The organism is Pseudomonas sp. FW300-N2A2, assembly GCF_017351735.1.
GTDB lineage: Bacteria > Pseudomonadota > Gammaproteobacteria > Pseudomonadales > Pseudomonadaceae > Aquipseudomonas > Aquipseudomonas migulae.
In genome coordinates this window covers 126,625-144,818 of sequence record NZ_JACNDU010000009.1, presented here as the reverse complement: position 1 = coordinate 144,818, position 18,194 = coordinate 126,625, and the positions used below count along the sequence as shown (strand labels likewise).

Genomic DNA, 18,194 nt, shown 5'->3' with positions numbered 1-18,194 from the left:
AATCATGAGTCGCGCCTTCGTCAATGAAGATAATGCCGCCGCGCAAGTTGATCAGCCTGTCGAACGGCAGGTCAGCACGCAGCCCAATTACGTCACGCCCGCAGGCCTTGCCCAGTTGCAGGCAAAAGTTGCCGGATTGCAACAATTGCACAATGAACAATCGGCCAAAGGCGAGCAGGCCGACAAGCAACGCCTGGTGGACCTTGAGCGGGATTTGCGCTACTTCAATCAGCGCCTGCAAAGCGCTCAAGTCGTGACCGCCGCCAGTTCAACGCAAAAGGTGCAGATCGGCAGCCGCGTGACCTTCGCCGACGAGCACAGCACCGAGCAAACCGTGCAATTGGTCGGGGAAGACCAGGCCGACGCGTCTGCGGGCCTGATCAACTGGGGTTCACCGCTGGGCCGGGCATTGCTTGGGGCGCAACTCGGCGACGAGGTGCTGTGGCAACGCCCGGCCGGCGATCAGACGATCGAAATCATCCGCATCGAACCGGCTTAAACCACGCCCTGGGCGAGCATGGCGTCGGCGACTTTGACGAAGCCGGCGATGTTCGCGCCTTTGACGTAGTTGATGCGGCCGTTCTCTTCGCCGTAATGCACGCACGCGTGGTGGATCGACTGCATGATCCCGTGGAGCTTGCTGTCCACTTCCCCGCCGGTCCACAGCAGACGCATGGCGTTCTGCGACATCTCCAGCCCGCTCACCGCGACACCGCCGGCGTTGGACGCCTTGCCCGGCGCGAACAGAATCCCGGCCTCGATAAACAGGTCCACGGCTTCCAGGGTGGTCGGCATGTTCGCGCCTTCCGCCACGCAGATGCAGCCGTTGCGCAGCAACGTGCGCGCGGCCTCGGCATCCAGTTCGTTTTGAGTGGCGCAGGGCAGCGCGATGTCGCACACCAGATCCCACGGGCACTGACCCGCACGGAACTCCAGGCCAAAACGCGTGGCCAGCTCGCTGATCCGTCCACGCTTGACGTTTTTCAGCTCCAACAGCGCCAGCCACTGTTCTTCGGTCAAACCCGCCTCGCAGTACAGCGTGCCTTCGGAGTCCGAGAGCGAAATCACCTTGCCGCCCAGGTCCATGACCTTGCGCGCCGCGTACTGCGCAACGTTGCCGGAACCCGAGATCGCTACGCGCTTGCCTTCGACGGCTTCACCGCTGCGCTTGAGCATTTCCTCGGCGAAGTACACGCAGCCGAAACCGGTGGCTTCCGGACGAATCAGGCTGCCGCCATAGCTCGGGCCCTTGCCGGTCAGCACGCTGGTGAACTGGTTGCTCAGGCGCTTGTACTGACCGAACAGGAAACCGATCTCGCGGGCACCGACGCCGATGTCGCCGGCCGGCACATCAACGTCTGCACCGATGTGGCGGTACAACTCGCTCATGAAGGCCTGGCAGAAGCGCATGACTTCCGCGTCGCTTTTGCCTTTCGGGTCGAAGTCCGAGCCACCCTTGCCACCGCCCATGGGCAACGAGGTCAGGGAGTTTTTGAAGGTTTGTTCGAAGGCGAGGAATTTCAATACGCCGAGGTTCACCGAAGGATGGAAACGCAAGCCGCCCTTGTACGGACCGATCGCGCTGTTCATCTGGATGCGGAAACCGCGATTGACCTGCACCTTGCCGTGATCGTCGACCCAGGAAACGCGGAACACAATCGCCCGCTCCGGCTCGCAGATCCGCTCCAGAATGCCGGAGGTCAGATAATGCGGATTGGCTTCGAGGAATGGCCACAGACTGCGCAGGACCTCTTCGACGGCCTGGTGGAATTCAGGTTGGTCCGGGTCGCGTTTTTTCAGTCGGGCAAGGAAGGTTTCGACGGATTCGATCATGGAAAAGTCTCGGCAAATTTATTGTCGTTGGAAGAGATTGGGCCGGACTTTAGCAAACGGAGAGCGCACAGTAATAGAGCAAAATGTCGCGTTTATGAAATTAAATGGTGCGCAGGATATAAATAACCTCCATTTTCAGGCTGATTTCGCACCTAAAAAGGGATTCACAAATTGGATCATGCACCAGTAGTGATTCCGCTTTCGCGAGCAAGCTTTGCTCCTACAGTTGATCGCGTCCCCCTGTAGGAGCAAAGCTTGCTCGCGATGAATACACCTCGGTGTACCTGAAAAAACCCATAAAAAAACGGAGCCCCGAAGGCTCCGTTTTTTCATGCAACCAACCCGAAATCAGGCCAGTTTCTTGTGCCGAACACGATGCGGCTGGGAAGCCGCTTCGCCGAGGCGTTTCTTGCGATCGGCTTCGTACTCGGTGTAGTTACCTTCGAAGAACACTGCTTGCGAGTCGTCTTCGTACGCCAGGATGTGCGTCGCGACGCGGTCAAGGAACCACCGATCGTGAGAGATCACAATGGCGGCGCCCGGGAAGTCCAGCAGGGCTTCTTCCAGGGAACGCAGGGTTTCAACGTCGAGGTCGTTGGACGGTTCGTCGAGCAGCAGGACGTTGCCGCCCTCTTTCAGGGTCAGGGCCAGGTGCAAGCGACCGCGCTCACCACCGGACAGGTCCTTGACGAACTTCTGCTGATCGCCGCCCTTGAAGTTGAAGCGACCGACGTAGGTACGCGACGGGATCTCGTAGTTGCCGATGCGGATCTGATCCGAACCGTCGGAGATTTGCTGGAACACAGTCTTGCTGCCGTCCAGGTCTTCGCGGCTCTGATCGACGCAGGCCAGTTGCACGGTTTCGCCGACTTCGATGCTGCCCGAATCCGGTTGTTCCTTGCCCATCAGCATGCGGAAAAGCGTCGACTTACCGGCACCGTTACCGCCGATCACGCCGACGATGGCGCCTTTAGGCATGGAGAACGACAGGTTGTCGATCAGCACGCGATCGCCATAGCCCTTGGAAACGTTCTTGAACTCGATGACCTTGTCACCCAGGCGCGGACCGGCCGGGATGTAGATCTCGTTGGTTTCCGAACGCTTCTGGAATTCCTGCGATTGCATTTCTTCGAAGCGTTGCAGACGTGCCTTGGATTTGGACTGGCGGGCCTTGGCGCCTTTGCGCACCCATTCCAGTTCTTCCTTCATGGCTTTTTCGTGGGCCGACTGCTGCTTGGATTCGGCAGCGAGACGATCGGACTTGGCTTCAAGCCAACCCGAATAGTTGCCCTCGTACGGGATACCGGCGCCGCGGTCGAGCTCGAGGATCCAGCCAGCAACGTTGTCCAGGAAGTAACGGTCGTGCGTGATCGCAACGACAGTGCCCGGGAAGTCGTGGAGGAAGTGTTCCAGCCAGGCGACGGAATCGGCGTCCAGGTGGTTGGTCGGTTCGTCGAGCAGCAGCATGTCCGGTGCGGACAGCAGCAGGCGGCACAGGGCCACACGACGCTTTTCACCACCGGAAAGGAATTCGACCTTGGCATCCCAGGCCGGCAGGCGCAGCGCATCGGCGGCGACTTCCAGTTGGCGATCCAGGTTGTGACCGTCGCTGGCTTGCAGGATGGCTTCGAGCTTGGCCTGTTCGGCGGCCAGTTTGTCGAAGTCGGCATCTTCATCAGCGTAAGCCGCGTAGACCTCGTCCAGGCGTGCCTGGGCGTTCTTGATCACGCTGACCGCTTCCTCGACCACTTCACGCACGGTCTTGGTCGGGTCAAGGATCGGTTCCTGTGGCAGGTAGCCGATGTTCAGCTCCGGCATCGGACGTGCTTCGCCCTCGAACTCGGTGTCGACGCCGGCCATGATTTTCAGCAGCGTGGATTTACCCGAACCGTTGAGGCCGAGCACGCCGATCTTGGCGCCGGGGAAGAAGGACAGCGAAATGTTTTTCAGGATTTCCCGCTTCGGCGGAACAACTTTGCCCAGCCGATGCATGGTGAAGACGTATTGAGCCATGGAGAACCTTGGGTCAGTGACAGATGAATGATTGGAGCGCAGGCGATGCCCGGCCAGGCCGTGCGCGTCGACGACTGATAGGTATCAATGCTGCGCGCTGAAAAAACCTGATTCTAGGAGCTGGAACGCTCCCGCGTAACCGGCAAAGCTACCTTATTGACAGAAGGCAGTCCAGCCGGGAGGGTCTGGCACTTTGCCACAACTCAAGGCATGCTAGCCGCCCTCCGGGCGTCCGGCTTATAGTGCACGTCGCGCCAGTCCAGCTAAATCGCAGGATTACAGTTTGTCTAATGTCACTCCGCCCTTGACCACCCGTGCACCGACTGCTGTGTCCGGTTCCCCCCTGCGCGGAACATTAAAGGGTGCGCTGGCGACACTCGTGCTTTTGCTGCTCGCGTTGCTGTTCTGGCAACTGCTGGATCAGCTGCGCGAAACCCAGAAAAACCAGCGCCAATACACCATCGACTACACCGCCGATCTGGCTGCACAAGTCAGCCTGAACATGTCGCTCAATGCGCAGATCGCCCTCAACCTGCTACCGATCGTCGAACAGCCGCAAAGCGCCGACGAACAGCAGGAGCTGCTGCGCAAGCTGCAAAAGTCCTTGCCCGACCTGCGCAGCCTCGCGTTGTTGAGCCCCTCAGGGAAAGTCATCAGCGACACCACCGCCGACAGCGACGACGCCGACTACCTCGTCGAACTGGTACGCCGCAGCCGTACCCAGGCACATTATTTCAGCAACGCCGATAACGGTTCGGTGGTGCACCTGTTGCTGCATCAAGCCAGCGGCAGCTCTCGGGGCTATTGGGTCCTGCGCCTGACGCCGAGCTTTTTCTCGTCATTGACCAAACCAGGCGAGGCCGGTATCCGCCCAATGTGGCTGGTGGAAAACCGCGTCAATCACCAGGTCATCAGCCGCGATGATTCACAGCCCCTGGCCAAGCCGAGCGAGCTGACCGCAAATGATGTGGCCAACAGCGTGCTGACGGTTCCCCTGACCGGCAGCGACTGGCAACTGCGCGGGTTGTTCGACCGGCAACGCGTGATCGAAGAACTGCTGCCGGCGTTTATCGGTAAATGCCTGTTGGGGCTGGCGCTCTCTCTGCTGCCGCTGATCGCCCTGTTGAACATACGCCGTCGTCAGCGCCAGGTGAGTGAAGGTCGCCGGCGCTATCAGGATATTTTCGAAGGCACCGGCGTCGCCCTGTGTGTGCTCGATGTGTCGGGCCTCAAGAACGTCTTCGACAAAAACCAGTTGCTCAGCACCGAACACCTGCAAACCTGGCTGGAAACCCCGGAACAGCGCCAGCAGCTGTTGCAGGAACTGCGCATCACCGAGGTCAACCAGGTCGCCCTGCAACTGCTCAACGTCAATTCCTGTGAACAAGCCTGGAAGTTGCTGATCGACGGCAATCCGCTGGATGGCACCGCCATCGGCAATCAAGTGCTCGAAGCGGTACTCAACCAGCAGAAACAGTTCGAGCTGGAAATAAAACTGCAAGACGCCAATGGCCGCGATCAACACCTGTGGCTGGTGATGCGCCTGCCGGAAAACCAGGACGACTATAAAGCGGTGATCCTGAGCATCAGCGACATCACCAGTCGCAAGCTCATCGAACTGTCGCTGCTTGAGCGTGAAGGGTTCTGGTCCGACGTGGTGCGCACCGTGCCGGATCATTTGTACGTCCAGGACGTGATCAGCCAGCGCATGATCTTCAGCAACCACCACCTGGGCCAGACACTCGGTTACAACCGCACCGAGCTGCACCAGATGGGCGAGTACTTCTGGGAAATCCTGCTGCACCCCGAAGATGCCGACCACTACCACCGGGCGCGACAGACCCAGCGGCACGCGGGCTATACGCAATTGCTGCAATGCCAACTGCGCTTCCGTCACCGCAACGGCAAATGGCGGCGTTTCGATATTCGTGAACAGGCACTGGCGCGGGACAAACACGACCAGGTCACACGGATCATCGGCGTGGCCAAGGACATCACCGAGCAAATCGAGGCCAGTGAGTCCCTGCGCGACAGCGAGCAGCGCTACCGGATGCTCGCCGAAAGCATCAGCGACGTGATTTTCTCCACCGACAGCAAGCTCTCGCTCAACTACGTCAGCCCGTCGGTGCAAGCCGTGCTGGGCTACGACACCGACTGGATTTTCCAGAACGGCTGGCAGTCGACCATCGCCAACCCGCAACAGTTGACCGGCATCTACAACCTGATGGACCGCGTCAGCAAAGCGCTGGGCAAACCCGACCAACTGGCGCTGTTGCGCAGCCAGGTGCAGACCCAACTGTTCCTGTTCGACTGCCTGCGTGCCGATGGGCGCAAGATTCCGATCGAGTTGCGGCTGGTGCTGGTCTGGGACGAACACGGCGCCTTCGAAGGCGTGCTCGGTGTCGGTCGCGACATCAGCCAGCAACGCCGCGCCGAGAAAGACCTGCGCATGGCGGCCACGGTATTCGAACACTCGACGTCGGCGATCCTGATCACCGACCCGGCAGGCTATATCGTGCAGGCCAACGAAGCGTTCAGTCGCGTGAGCGGCTATGCGGTGGAGCAAGTGCTCGACCAGTTGCCGAACATGCTGACCGTCGACGAGCAGCAGGAAGCGCACCTGCGCTATGTGCTCAAGCAATTGAATCAGCACAGCACCTGGGAAGGCGAAGTCTGGCTCAGGCGTCGTAACGGCGAGCATTACCCGGCGTGGGTCGGTATCACAGCGGTGCTCGACGATGAAGGCGATCTGGCCAGTTACGTGTGTTTCTTCAGCGACATCAGCGAGCGCAAGGCCAGTGAACAACGGATTCACCGCCTCGCCTATTACGACGCCCTGACGCACCTGCCCAACCGCACGCTGTTCCAGGACCGCCTGCACACCGCGCTGCAGTCGGCGGAACGGCAGAAGTCCTGGGTGGTGCTGATGTTCCTCGACCTCGACCGATTCAAGCCGATCAACGACTCCCTGGGCCACGCCGCCGGCGATCGCATGCTCAAGGAAATGGCCACGCGCCTGCTCGGTTGCGTCGATGACGACGACACCGTGGCGCGTATGGGCGGCGACGAATTCACCTTGCTCCTGCAACCGCGGGCCAACCGTGAAATCGCCCTCAATCGGGCGATTCACGTGGCCGAACAGATTCTCGCCAGCCTGGTGAAACCGTTCGTGCTTGAAGGCCGCGAATTCTTCGTCACCGCCAGTATCGGCATCGCCCTGAGCCCGCAGGACGGCAACGAACTCAGTCAGCTGATGAAGAACGCCGACACCGCGATGTATCACGCCAAGGAACGCGGCAAGAACAACTTCCAGTTCTATCAGGCGGACATGAACGCCAGTGCCCTCGAGCGTCTGGAGCTGGAAAGCGACTTGCGTCACGCCCTGGAACAGAACGAATTCGTTCTGTACTACCAGCCGCAATTCAGCGGCGACGGCAAACGCCTGACCGGTGCCGAAGCCTTGCTGCGCTGGCGTCATCCGCGCCGTGGCCTGGTGCCGCCGGGGGATTTCATTCCGGTGCTCGAAGAACTGGGCCTGGTGGTGGACGTCGGCGACTGGGTGATCAGCGAGGCGTGCCGTCAGCTCAAGACCTGGCATCAGGCCAAGGTGCGGGTGCCGAAGGTATCGGTCAACATCTCTGCCCGGCAGTTCTCCGACGGCCAGCTCGGCACGCGGATCGCCACCATCCTCAAGGAAACAGGCCTGCCGCCGGCGTGCCTGGAGCTGGAGCTGACCGAAAGTATCCTGATGCGCGAAGTCAGCGAGGCGATGCAGATTCTGGCCGGGCTGAAAAACCTCGGGCTGAGCATCGCGGTCGACGACTTCGGCACCGGTTATTCGTCGCTCAACTACCTCAAGCAGTTCCCGATCGACGTGCTGAAGATCGACCGTACCTTTGTCGATGGCTTGCCGTCGGGTGAACAGGACGCGCAGATCGCCCGGGCAATCATTGCCATGGCCCACAGCCTCAACCTGGCGGTGATCGCCGAGGGCGTGGAAACCCATGAGCAGCTGGACTTCCTGCGTGAGCATGGCTGTGATGAGGTTCAGGGTTACCTGTTCGGGCGGCCGATGCCGGCGGGCCGGTTTGAAGCGCAGTTCAGTAATGATGCGCTCTTCATGTTCGACTGAAATTTTGTGGTGAGGCAAATGACGCCATCGCCGGCAAGCCGGCTCCTACATTTGGAATGCGTTCCCCTGTAGGAGCCGGCTTGCCGGCGATGTGGGCGGCATGATCACCGCTGATCCCGACATGAAGCCCACTTGTCTGCGACATGATGCCCTTTCATATGCCATCTAAATCCCATTGGGTTAGAATGCCCCCCTTTTCTGCCCCGATCCTTGAGGACCGCCATGTTCAGCCGTGATTTGACTATTGCCAAGTACGACGCCGATCTTTTTGCCGCCATGGAGCAAGAAGCTCAGCGCCAGGAAGAACACATCGAGCTGATCGCTTCGGAAAACTACACCAGCCCTGCGGTGATGGAAGCTCAAGGCTCGGTACTGACCAACAAGTACGCCGAAGGCTATCCGGGCAAGCGCTACTACGGTGGTTGCGAGTTCGTCGACGTCGTTGAGCAACTGGCCATCGACCGTGCCAAAGAACTGTTCGGCGCCGATTACGCCAACGTTCAGCCGCACGCCGGTTCGCAAGCCAACAGCGCCGTTTACCTGGCCCTGCTGCAAGCTGGCGACACCATCCTGGGCATGAGCCTGGCTCACGGTGGTCACCTGACCCACGGTGCCAGCGTTTCGTCCTCCGGCAAGCTGTACAACGCCGTTCAGTACGGCATCGACGCCAATGGCCTGATCGACTACGACGAAGTCGAGCGCCTGGCCGTTGAGCACAAGCCGAAAATGATCGTGGCCGGCTTCTCTGCCTACTCGCAGATCCTCGACTTCCCGCGCTTCCGCGCAATCGCTGACAAGGTTGGCGCCTACCTGTTCGTCGACATGGCCCACGTGGCCGGTCTGGTCGCCGCTGGCGTCTACCCGAACCCGGTGCCATTCGCTGACGTCGTGACCACCACCACGCACAAGACCCTGCGCGGTCCACGTGGCGGCCTGATCCTGGCTCGCGCCAACGCCGACATCGAGAAGAAGCTGAACTCCGCAGTATTCCCGGGCGCCCAGGGTGGCCCGCTGGAGCACGTGATCGCTGCTAAAGCGATCTGCTTCAAGGAAGCACTGCAGCCTGAGTTCAAGGCTTACCAGCAACAAGTGGTGAAAAACGCCCAGGCCATGGCCAGCGTCTTCATCGAGCGCGGTTTCGACGTGGTTTCCGGCGGTACTGAAAACCACCTGTTCCTGCTGTCGCTGATCAAGCAGGAAATCTCCGGTAAAGACGCTGACGCCGCTCTGGGCAAAGCATTCATCACCGTGAACAAGAACTCCGTGCCAAACGATCCACGCTCCCCGTTCGTCACCTCCGGCCTGCGCTTCGGCACTCCGGCTGTGACCACTCGCGGCTTCAAGGAAGCAGAGTGCAAAGAGCTGGCCGGCTGGATCTGCGACATCCTGGCTGACCTGAACAACGAAGCGGTGATCGACGCCGTTCGTGAGAAGGTCAAGGCTATCTGCAAGAAGCTGCCGGTGTACGGCGCTTAATCAGCCCGTTAAACCGTAGTTAGAAAAAACCGGCCAGTGATGGCCGGTTTTTTTTCGCCTGCGATTTGTAGGAGGTGGCTGGCTGGAGCGCTTGTTCTTGAGCCTTGTAGGGATCTTTCTGGCGCCATCGCCAGCAAGCCGGCTCCTACACAACCAGCTTCGCTGGTCAGACCGGTCATGCCAATTTTCAGGTTTTCACTTGTAATCGTAAAAAAATCCGGCGTAGACTGCGCCTGCACTGGACATACCGGTAAGACCACAATAATTAAGTCCTGAATCTGATGCGCGCAGCGCACGGCAGCCAGGACACCGACCAGGATTCCTCCCATGCTCAGATGGTGCTCGCGTTCAATCTTCCTTCAAGTGGTTCTCGGACTGGTGCTCGGCATCGTCTGCGGGCTGACCCTTCCCGAATACTCCGCCCAGCTCAAACCCCTCGGCGACGGTTTCATCAAACTGATCAAGATGCTCATCGGTCTGATCGTGTTCTGCGTGGTGGTCAGCGGCATCAGCGGCGCCGGCGACCTGAAGAAGGTCGGGCGCATCGGCCTCAAATCGGTGATCTACTTCGAGGTGCTGACCACCATCGCCCTGGTGATTGGCCTGGTGTTCGCCTTCAGCACCGGCATCGGCAGCGGCGCGAACATTCATCTGGAGCAACTGTCTGCCGCCGACATGGGCGACATCGCCCAGCGCGGCCAGCACATGCACACCACCACGCAGTTCCTGATGGACCTGATTCCGACTTCGGTGATCGGCGCCTTTGCCGACAACAACATCCTGCAGGTCCTGCTGTTTTCAGTGCTGTTCGGCAGCGCACTGAACCTGGTGGGCGAAGCCGCGTCGGGCATTTCCCGGCTGATCAATGAGCTGAGCCACGTGATCTTCCGCATCATGGGCATGATCGTGCGCCTGGCGCCGATCGGCGTGTTCGGCGCGATTGCCTTCACCACCAGCAAATATGGCCTGGACTCCCTGCAACACCTGGGCAGTCTGGTCGGTCTTTTCTACCTGACGTGTGTCGCGTTCGTGGCGCTGATTCTCGGCCTGGTGATGCGCCTGTCCGGCCTGCGCATGTGGCCGCTGCTCAAATACCTGCGCGAAGAACTGATGATCGTCATGGGCACCGCCTCGTCCGACGCCGTGCTGCCGCAAATCATGCGCAAGCTCGAACATCTGGGCATCGGCAGTTCAACGGTCGGGCTGGTGATTCCCACCGGTTACTCGTTCAACCTCGACGGTTTTTCGATCTACCTGACATTGGCCATTGTGTTCATCGCCAATGCCACCGGTACGCCGTTGGCCATGACTGATTTGCTGACCATTTTGCTGGTGTCGTTGATCACCTCCAAAGGGGCTCACGGGATTCCCGGCTCGGCGCTGGTGATTCTGGCAGCGACACTGACGGCCATCCCGGCGATTCCGGTGGTCGGTCTGGTGCTGGTATTGGCGGTGGACTGGTTCATGGGCATCGGCCGCGCGCTGACCAACCTGATCGGCAACTGCGTCGCCACCGTGGCCATCGCCCGATGGGAAAAAGACATCGATATCCAACGCGCAAACAAGGTGCTTTCCGGTCAGGTGGGTTATACCTTCCAGCCTCGAAAACCGGTCGCGCCCGCGCACCAGCAGGAATTTTAAACAACGTGTGCCTGCCTATGGGCAGGCACATTATCGCGACTTGGAGCGAACAGTGATTACCTCGTCAACCGTCGTAAATTCAGTAGTGGAAAAACTTCGTGCTGCGCTGGCACGTGGGCAATGGCGCTCCGGCGAGATGCTGCCGGGGCAACGTGAACTGGCCGAGCAACTGGGCATCAGCCGCCCGAGCCTGCGCGAGGCGGTCATCGTCCTGGAAACCCTCGGCCTGGTGCGCTCGATGCCGGGCAAAGGCGTGGTGGTGCTCGATGCCCAACTGACAGACAGCCAAAGCCACGACAGTGCAGTGGCCGGCGCGAGCCTGGAAGACGTGCTGCAACTGCGCTACACCCTTGAGCCGTTTATCGTCGGCCTGGTGGCGCAGTCGATCAGCAGCAAGGAAGTCGGGCAATTGCGCCTGACCCTGATGGACATGCGCGAAGCCCTGGAGGCGAACGACAGCGAAGCCGGGGTCAACGCCTACATCGCGTTCCACGAAGAGCTGTTCACGCTGACCTCGAATCCGATTTTCCAGAGCGTGGTACAGCAGACCAGCAACGCCCTCAAGCAAAGCGCCGAGGTGCTGCGCAACTCACCTGAGCATCTGGCCGAACGCCTCGAAGAAAACGAAGCCGTGGTACGCGCGATCCGCAGCAAAAACAGCGCCCTGGCGAGTGCCGAAATGCGTCGGCACATTCTTCGCGAAGGCCAGCGGATGGGCATCGAATTGAATATCCCGGACGACAACCTCGGCAGTTGAACCCTCTTGGAACCGGAGACAGGCCATGAACAGCTTCGCTTCAGCGCAAACTCTTGTTGCCCTGCCCTTTCCCGCGCCGACGGATGATCTCTACTCGCGAGTCTTCGACGCCATTCTTGAACAGCGCATCGATGCGGCCAGTCGCTTTACCGAAGAAAGCCTGGCGCAGATGTTCGGCGTTCGCCGCAGTGACATGCGTGGGGTGCTGACGCAGCTGTCCCATCAGCAGATCATCGTGTTGCGCACTCACCATCGCCCCCGAGTCGCTGCGCTCGATCATGAGCAAGTCCGGCAGACGCTGCATGCGCGGCGGCTGACCGAAACCACGGTGGTGCGGCTGGCGTGCCAGCAGCCCCGTGCACAAGGCTTGAAGTGTCTGCGTGGGTTGATTGATCGCGAGCGCCAATGTGCCGCGCATGGCTCGGCGATCAGGTTGGCGGGGGCGTTTCATCTGCAGCTGGCCGAAATGGCGGGGAATGCACCGTTGGCGCATTTTCTGGGCAGCCTGGTGCCACTGACTTCGCTGGCGATTGCGCAGTTTGATGTATCGGCGGAGGGTTATTGCGATTGGCGGGTGCATTCCGCAATTCTGGATGCGGTGGCGCGTGGGGATGCGGTGAAGGCGGTCTCGCTGCTGAGCGGGCACCTGGATGATCTTGAGGAAATATTGCTGAACTCAGGACTTGGGCTTAGTCAGGATCGTGTTGCTGGTTAGACCGCTTTCGCGGGCAAGCCTCGCTCCTACGGATATCACCGACTGTAGGAGCGAGGCTTGCCCGCGAAGGCGTTATCACTGACGAACGAAACGATTCAATCCGCCGCCACCCGCGCAAACCCCTCGCGGATCTTCTCTTCCGGCAATTCATCGGCAATAAACACAATCACACTTTCCCGCGCCTCGCCCTCTGCCCACTCCGTGTCCCAGTCGAAGCCATACAACTTCAGCACCCCCTGAAACACCATGCGCCGCGGCTCGCCAAGGATGTTCAGCACGCCTTTGTAGCGCAGCAACTGCTTGCCATGTTCTTCCAGCAGTTCGTTCATGAATTCGCTGAGCTTGTCGATATCCAGCGGCTTGTCGGTGCGCAGCACCAGGCTGGAAATGCGGTCGATGGAAGGCGCTTTGCTGACTGGGCGCAAACTCACGCCGCCACCCAGGTCGGCATTGAGGTTGAAGCCGCGCACATCGAGCAGTTCGGCCAGATCGATCTGGCCGTGGTCGACCACGCGAATCGGCGCGCGACGGTTGATACGGGTCAGGCGCTCGCTCAACGCGGTGAAGGTCGGCTCGTCCACCAGATCGCGTTTGCTCACCAGCAAGCGGTCGGCAAAACCAATCTGCGCCTGGGCGATGGTTTGGGTCAGGTGTACGTCGGCGTGCGCTGCATCGACCAACGTGATGATGCCGTCGAGGATGTAACGCTCACGCAGTTCTTCGTCGATGAAGAAGGTTTGCGCCACCGGTGCCGGATCCGCCAGGCCGGTGCACTCGATCACCAGACGGTCGAAGGCGATTTCGCCACTGTCCAGGCGTTCGAGCAACAGGTAGAGCGCCTTGGTCAGGTCGGTGTGGATGGTGCAGCAGACGCAGCCGTTGGACAGCGTCATCACCTGCACCGGCTCGTCGCCCAACAGTTGGGTGTCGATGCCGGCGTCACTGAATTCGTTTTCGATCACGGCGATTTTCAGGCCGTGCTCGGCTTTGAGCAGGTGGCGCAACAGCGAGGTCTTGCCGGCGCCGAGGAAGCCGCTGAGGATCGTGACGGGGATGGGAGAGGACAACTGGAGTCTCCTGCTTTACAAAATTAGAAAACAACATAAAACAAATGTGGGAGCTAGCCTGCTAGCGATGGCGGACTGTCAATCAACAGTGATGTTGAATGTTCAGCCGCCATCGCCAGCAGGCTAGCTCCCACAGGGATTGCTGTTAACCCGACAACCGGGTCAACAGCACTTCGGCCCACCCTTGCCACCGTAACGGGCTTCCTGACGTTCCCGAAAGAACATTTCGTAGCTCATCACCGGTTTGTCCGGGTGTTTGGTCTGCATATGCTCGACGTAGTTGTCGTAGTCGGGCATGCCGACCATCAGGCGCGCGGCCTGACCGAGGTATTTACCGAGGCGACTCAGGTCATTGAACATGCTGCAATCCTCGATTACGCGTCCGGCAAGGCCTGGAATGGCGATTCTTTATCCGTACGCTCTTTTTTACCCCAGGCGGCAATGCCGACCTTGAGGGCATAGAACAGGATACTGAACACCACGAACAGGAACAGCGCGGTCAGCGTTGCATTGGTGTAGGCGTTGAAAATCACGTGTTGCATCTGGGTGATGTCCTTGGCCGGGGCGAGGATCTGACCGTTGGCCAGCGCATCGCTGTATTTTTTGGCCAGCGACAGGAAGCCGATCGCCGGGTTGGCGTCGAACAGCTTGATGAAGCCGGCGGTGGTGGTGCAGATCAGCAGCCAGACCGCTGGCACCATGGTCACCCAGACGTAGCGTTGGCGTTTCATTTTGATCAGCACGACGGTGCCGAGCATCAGCGCTATACCGGCCAGCATCTGGTTGGAGATACCGAACAGCGGCCACAAGGTGTTGATGCCACCCAGCGGATCGATCACGCCCTGATACAGCAACCAGCCCCACATCGCCACACAACCGGCGGTGGCGATCAGGTTGGCGGTCCAGGATTCGGTGCGTTTCAGCGCCGGCACGAAGGAGCCGAGCAAGTCCTGCAGCATGAAGCGACCGGCACGGGTACCGGCATCGACTGCGGTCAGGATGAACAGCGCTTCGAACAGGATCGCGAAGTGGTACCAGAACGCCATGGTGTTTTCACCCGGCAGGACACTGTGCAGGATCTGCGCGATACCGACCGCCAGGGTCGGCGCACCGCCGGCACGGGCCAGGATGGTGGTTTCACCGATGTCCTTGGCCACCGTTTGCAGCGCTTCCGGGGTAATTGCAAAACCCCAGCTGCTGACAGTTTGTGCAACCGCGACCACGTCACCACCGACGACGGCCGCCGGGCTGTTCATGGCGAAATACACGCCTGGCTCGATCACCGAAGCGGCAACCATCGCCATGATGGCCACGAACGATTCCATCAACATGCCGCCGTAACCGATGTAACGGGCGTTGACCTCGTTATCCAGCAGTTTTGGCGTGGTGCCGGAGGAGATCAGCGCGTGGAAACCCGAGACCGCGCCACAAGCAATGGTAATGAACAGGAACGGGAACAGGCCGCCTTTCCATACCGGACCGGTGCCATCGATGAACTGGGTCAGCGCCGGCATTTTCAGCTCGGGCATGGTCACCAGGATGCCGATCGCCAGTGCGATGATGGTGCCGATTTTGAGGAACGTCGACAGGTAGTCACGCGGCGCCAGAATCAGCCACACCGGCAACGAGGCGGCCACAAAACCGTAACCGACCAGCATCCAGGTGATCTGCACGCCAGTGAAGGTGAAGGCTTTGGCCCAGACCGGGTCCGCGGCAATCTGCCCGCCAAGCCAGATCGAACCGAGCAGCAGCAACACGCCGACCACCGAGATTTCGCCAATGCGGCCCGGGCGGATGTAGCGCATGTAAATGCCCATGAACATCGCGATCGGGATGGTCGCCATCACCGTGAAAATGCCCCACGGGCTTTCAGCCAGGGCTTTTACGACGATCAGCGCCAGCACCGCGAGGATGATGATCATGATCAGGAAGCAGCCGAACAGCGCGATGGTGCCGGGGATGCGGCCCATTTCTTCGCGGACCATATCGCCCAGGGAGCGGCCGTTGCGGCGGGTGGACATGAACAGGACCATGAAGTCCTGAACCGCACCGGCCAGCACCACGCCGGCGATCAGCCACAGCGTGCCGGGCAAGTAGCCCATCTGCGCCGCCAACACCGGACCGACCAACGGCCCCGCGCCAGCGATGGCCGCGAAGTGGTGACCGAAGAGAATGTGTTTGTTGGTAGGGACATAGTCCAGACCATCATTGTTGAGCACGGCGGGGGTGGCCCGTCGCGAATCGAGTTGCATCACGTTGTTAGCGATGAACAGACTGTAGTAACGGTACGCAACCAGATAAATGGCCACGGCAGCGACCACAATCCACAAGGCGTTGATTGCCTCGCCGCGGCGCAATGCCACTACACCAAGGGCGCACGCTCCTACGATTGCCAGCAGCAGCCAGGGTAGGTGGCGTAGCGGGCTATTATTATTTTTCATTTTTTTATTCCAGCCAGGGTGGACAAGAAAGACAGCCACCCCGAGTTTAGCTCTCCTGACGGCAAAGGCCATACCCGACATTGGTCTAGACGCCTGTGTCAGCTGGCAGGCTTTGACAATGCGGGTCTATAGTCAGCGGACATGTAAGAGGAATAAGCCATGAGCGAACACCCTGCCAATCGCCGCCGCTTCAAACGTATTGCGTTCGATGCCAAAACCGAGCTTTGCCAAGGGGAATTCATCTGGCCAGTGAAGCTGATTGACTTGTCGCTCAAGGGAGTACTGATCGAGCGACCCGAGCCGTGGCTGGGCGACCCGAAAAAGATCTTTTCTGTCGACATTCATCTCAGCAAGGACTTTGACATCAAGATGGATGTGCAACTGACGCACGACGATCCTCGCCATTTGGGATTCGTTTGCCGATATATCAGCCTGGAATCCATCGAGCGGCTGCGGCGATTGATCGAGCTCAATCTGGGGGATCCGCAGGAGCTGGAGCGCGAGTTGGGCGCCCTGATCGAAGTCTGAAAACCCGACACCAATCCAATGTGGGAGTGAGCCTGCTCGCGATAGCTGTTTATCATTCAACGATGATGTTGACTGACAGTCCGCTATCGCGAGCAGGCTCGCTCCCACAGGATCGGTGTTCTATCTGGCAGGTTATTCGAAGAGTGCGTCGAGGGCCTGTTCGAGGCGGGTCACGGCAATAATCTGCAATCCCGGCGGAGACTCCTTCGGCGCATTGCCCTTGGGCACGATGGCCCGTTTGAAGCCGTGCTTGGCCGCTTCTTTCAAGCGTTCCTGCCCACTCGGCACCGGACGCACTTCGCCAGACAAACCGACTTCGCCGAACACCAGCAGGTCATGGGGCAATGGCCGGTTACGCAAACTGGACATGACCGCCGCCATCAGCGCCAGATCGGAAGCGGTTTCCAACACCTTCACGCCGCCCACCACGTTGAGGAACACGTCCTGGTCGTGGGTCGGAATGCCGCCGTGTCGATGCAGAACCGCCAGCAACATCGCCAGTCGGTTCTGATCCAGCCCCAACGTGACCCGACGCGGGTTGGCCAGATGGCTGTCATCCACCAACGCCTGAACCTCCACCAGCATCGGTCGGGTGCCTTCCCACGTTGCCATGACCACACTGCCCGGGACTTCTTCCTGTGCACGAGTAAGAAAAATCGCCGAAGGGTTGGAGACTTCTTTCAAACCCTTGTCGGTCATGCCGAACACGCCCAGTTCGTTGACCGCGCCAAAACGGTTCTTCACCGCCCGCAGCAAGCGCAAGCGACCGTCGGATTCGCCCTCGAAATACAGCACGGTATCGACCATGTGCTCCAGCACGCGCGGTCCGGCCAGCGCACCTTCTTTCGTCACGTGGCCAACCAGGAAAATCGCTGTGCCACTCTGTTTGGCATAACGCACCAGTAAGGCCGCGCTCTCCCGCACCTGGGACACGCCGCCCGGTGCCGATTGCAGCTGTTCAGTGAAAATCGTCTGAATCGAGTCGATCACCATGACCTTGGGCTTTTCGACCCGGGCGGTGGCTATGATGGTTTCGATGCAGGTTTCGGTCATGACCCGCAGTTGATCCTGCGGTAATCCCAGGCGTCGGGCGCGCATGGCCACTTGCTGCTGGGACTCTTCGCCCGTGACGTACAACGCCGGCATGCTCTTGGCGAGGTTGCACAAGGTTTGCAGGAGGATGGTTGATTTGCCGATGCCCGGATCACCGCCGATCAAAACCACCGAACCGTCCACCAGCCCGCCACCCAGGACGCGATCGAGCTCACTGGATGCAGTGGAAAAGCGCGGTATTTCTTCGACGCTGACTTCGGCCAGGGTCTTGATTTGTGCCTGTTGGCCGGTCCAGCCGGTGCGGCCGCTGGGGGCTGCGGCACCGCCGCTCTCGACCATGGTTTCGGTCAAGGTGTTCCAGGCCCCGCACTCGCCGCACTGGCCGGCCCACTTGGGGAAGGTTGAGCCGCACTCGGTGCAGCCGTACATGCGCTTGGCCTTGGCCATCTGAACTCCCGGCAAAAACCGCGATGATAGCTCAGCTGGACTGGATCAGTGCGACAGAGTTGCCCAATGGAATTGGGCGGCAACTTGTTCG

At 59.9% G+C, this 18,194-nt stretch carries 14 protein-coding genes; 7 read left to right on the top strand and 7 right to left on the bottom strand.

Translation table 11 applies throughout. The annotated features are described in order from the left end of the window. Nucleotides 1–4 precede the first annotated feature (4 nt). Nucleotides 5–499 carry a GreA/GreB family elongation factor gene (locus J4E42_RS14770; protein ID WP_008037922.1) on the top strand — a complete coding sequence of 165 codons (495 nt, stop codon included), beginning with the start codon at nucleotides 5–7 and terminating at the stop codon, nucleotides 497–499. On the opposite strand, the gene gdhA is transcribed toward J4E42_RS14770, so the two are convergent. Together gdhA and ettA are read right to left on the bottom strand one after the other, a co-directional pair. Beyond that, entirely contained in the window at nucleotides 496–1,833 is a 1,338-nt protein-coding gene (gene gdhA / locus J4E42_RS14765) for an NADP-specific glutamate dehydrogenase (protein WP_192418945.1), read from the bottom strand. The two genes, J4E42_RS14770 and gdhA, sit on opposite strands and share 4 nt — an antisense overlap. Before the next feature lie 348 nt (nucleotides 1,834–2,181). After that, complete coding sequence (gene ettA / locus J4E42_RS14760) at nucleotides 2,182–3,846, bottom strand: energy-dependent translational throttle protein EttA (protein ID WP_008028865.1); 1,665 nt, start codon at nucleotides 3,844–3,846, stop codon at nucleotides 2,182–2,184. A gap of 283 nt (nucleotides 3,847–4,129) precedes the next feature. Here ettA and J4E42_RS14755 point away from each other — a divergent pair, with 283 nt between their 5' ends. Further along, nucleotides 4,130–7,978, top strand: a complete 3,849-nt coding sequence (locus J4E42_RS14755) for a bifunctional diguanylate cyclase/phosphodiesterase (RefSeq protein ID WP_207285520.1) — start codon at nucleotides 4,130–4,132, stop codon at nucleotides 7,976–7,978. Between the two features lie 222 nt (nucleotides 7,979–8,200). After that, complete coding sequence (glyA, locus tag J4E42_RS14750) at nucleotides 8,201–9,454, top strand: serine hydroxymethyltransferase (protein WP_008028869.1); 1,254 nt, start codon at nucleotides 8,201–8,203, stop codon at nucleotides 9,452–9,454. Nucleotides 9,455–9,462: 8 nt separating this feature from the next. On the opposite strand, the gene J4E42_RS14745 is transcribed toward glyA, so the two are convergent. Beyond that, on the bottom strand, nucleotides 9,463–9,783 hold the full coding sequence (locus J4E42_RS14745; protein WP_207285536.1) for a hypothetical protein: 321 nt from the start codon (nucleotides 9,781–9,783) through the stop codon (nucleotides 9,463–9,465). Between J4E42_RS14745 and J4E42_RS14740 the strand changes: the two genes are divergently transcribed. The 3 genes from J4E42_RS14740 to J4E42_RS14730 are packed head-to-tail and all read left to right on the top strand — an operon-like array spanning nucleotide 9,782 to nucleotide 12,567. After that, nucleotides 9,782–11,095: a C4-dicarboxylate transporter DctA gene (locus J4E42_RS14740; RefSeq protein WP_008040326.1), complete on the top strand. Its 1,314-nt coding sequence runs from the start codon at nucleotides 9,782–9,784 to the stop codon at nucleotides 11,093–11,095. The genes J4E42_RS14745 and J4E42_RS14740 overlap by 2 nt on opposite strands. A 52-nt stretch (nucleotides 11,096–11,147) precedes the next feature. Beyond that, nucleotides 11,148–11,852 carry a FadR/GntR family transcriptional regulator gene (locus J4E42_RS14735; RefSeq protein ID WP_008040325.1) on the top strand — a complete coding sequence of 235 codons (705 nt, stop codon included), beginning with the start codon at nucleotides 11,148–11,150 and terminating at the stop codon, nucleotides 11,850–11,852. Between the two features lie 25 nt (nucleotides 11,853–11,877). Then, entirely contained in the window at nucleotides 11,878–12,567 is a 690-nt protein-coding gene (locus tag J4E42_RS14730; protein ID WP_207285519.1) for a GntR family transcriptional regulator, read from the top strand. A 95-nt stretch (nucleotides 12,568–12,662) separates the two neighbouring features. Here J4E42_RS14730 and yjiA read toward each other — a convergent pair whose 3' ends face one another. From yjiA to J4E42_RS14715, 3 genes are all read right to left on the bottom strand, one after another. Beyond that, the gene (gene yjiA / locus J4E42_RS14725; protein WP_207285518.1) at nucleotides 12,663–13,634 is read right to left on the bottom strand and encodes a GTPase; all 972 of its coding nucleotides are present in this window, start codon (nucleotides 13,632–13,634) and stop codon (nucleotides 12,663–12,665) included. Between the two features lie 162 nt (nucleotides 13,635–13,796). Next, the gene (locus J4E42_RS14720) at nucleotides 13,797–13,994 is read right to left on the bottom strand and encodes a YbdD/YjiX family protein (RefSeq protein ID WP_007895266.1); all 198 of its coding nucleotides are present in this window, start codon (nucleotides 13,992–13,994) and stop codon (nucleotides 13,797–13,799) included. Between the two features lie 14 nt (nucleotides 13,995–14,008). Beyond that, nucleotides 14,009–16,075 (bottom strand): carbon starvation CstA family protein, encoded by a 2,067-nt coding sequence (locus J4E42_RS14715; RefSeq protein WP_207285517.1) that lies wholly within the window; start codon nucleotides 16,073–16,075, stop codon nucleotides 14,009–14,011. A 159-nt stretch (nucleotides 16,076–16,234) separates the two neighbouring features. On the opposite strand from J4E42_RS14715, the gene J4E42_RS14710 reads away from it, so the two are divergent. Beyond that, nucleotides 16,235–16,603, top strand: coding sequence for a PilZ domain-containing protein (locus J4E42_RS14710; RefSeq protein WP_207285516.1), 369 nt, complete (start codon nucleotides 16,235–16,237; stop codon nucleotides 16,601–16,603). Nucleotides 16,604–16,735: 132 nt separating this feature from the next. Here the strand turns inward: J4E42_RS14710 and radA are convergent, their stop codons facing one another. Then, a complete protein-coding gene (gene radA / locus J4E42_RS14705) occupies nucleotides 16,736–18,103 on the bottom strand; it encodes a DNA repair protein RadA (RefSeq protein WP_008028888.1) in 1,368 nt (455 codons plus the stop codon). Nucleotides 18,104–18,194: the final 91 nt, after the last annotated feature.

Bases quoted from the DNA above. Each gene is read 5' to 3' on its own strand.
- J4E42_RS14740 (WP_008040326.1), top strand. From the start codon at position 9,782: ATGCTCAGATGGTGCTCGCGTTCAATCTTCCTTCAAGTGGTTCTCGGA.
- J4E42_RS14715 (WP_207285517.1), bottom strand. From the start codon at position 16,075: ATGAAAAATAATAATAGCCCGCTACGCCACCTACCCTGGCTGCTGCTG.
- J4E42_RS14770 (WP_008037922.1), top strand. From the start codon at position 5: ATGAGTCGCGCCTTCGTCAATGAAGATAATGCCGCCGCGCAAGTTGAT.
- ettA (WP_008028865.1), bottom strand. From the start codon at position 3,846: ATGGCTCAATACGTCTTCACCATGCATCGGCTGGGCAAAGTTGTTCCG.
- J4E42_RS14720 (WP_007895266.1), bottom strand. From the start codon at position 13,994: ATGTTCAATGACCTGAGTCGCCTCGGTAAATACCTCGGTCAGGCCGCG.
- J4E42_RS14745 (WP_207285536.1), bottom strand. From the start codon at position 9,783: ATGGGAGGAATCCTGGTCGGTGTCCTGGCTGCCGTGCGCTGCGCGCAT.
- J4E42_RS14730 (WP_207285519.1), top strand. From the start codon at position 11,878: ATGAACAGCTTCGCTTCAGCGCAAACTCTTGTTGCCCTGCCCTTTCCC.
- J4E42_RS14710 (WP_207285516.1), top strand. From the start codon at position 16,235: ATGAGCGAACACCCTGCCAATCGCCGCCGCTTCAAACGTATTGCGTTC.
- gdhA (WP_192418945.1), bottom strand. From the start codon at position 1,833: ATGATCGAATCCGTCGAAACCTTCCTTGCCCGACTGAAAAAACGCGAC.
- radA (WP_008028888.1), bottom strand. From the start codon at position 18,103: ATGGCCAAGGCCAAGCGCATGTACGGCTGCACCGAGTGCGGCTCAACC.
- glyA (WP_008028869.1), top strand. From the start codon at position 8,201: ATGTTCAGCCGTGATTTGACTATTGCCAAGTACGACGCCGATCTTTTT.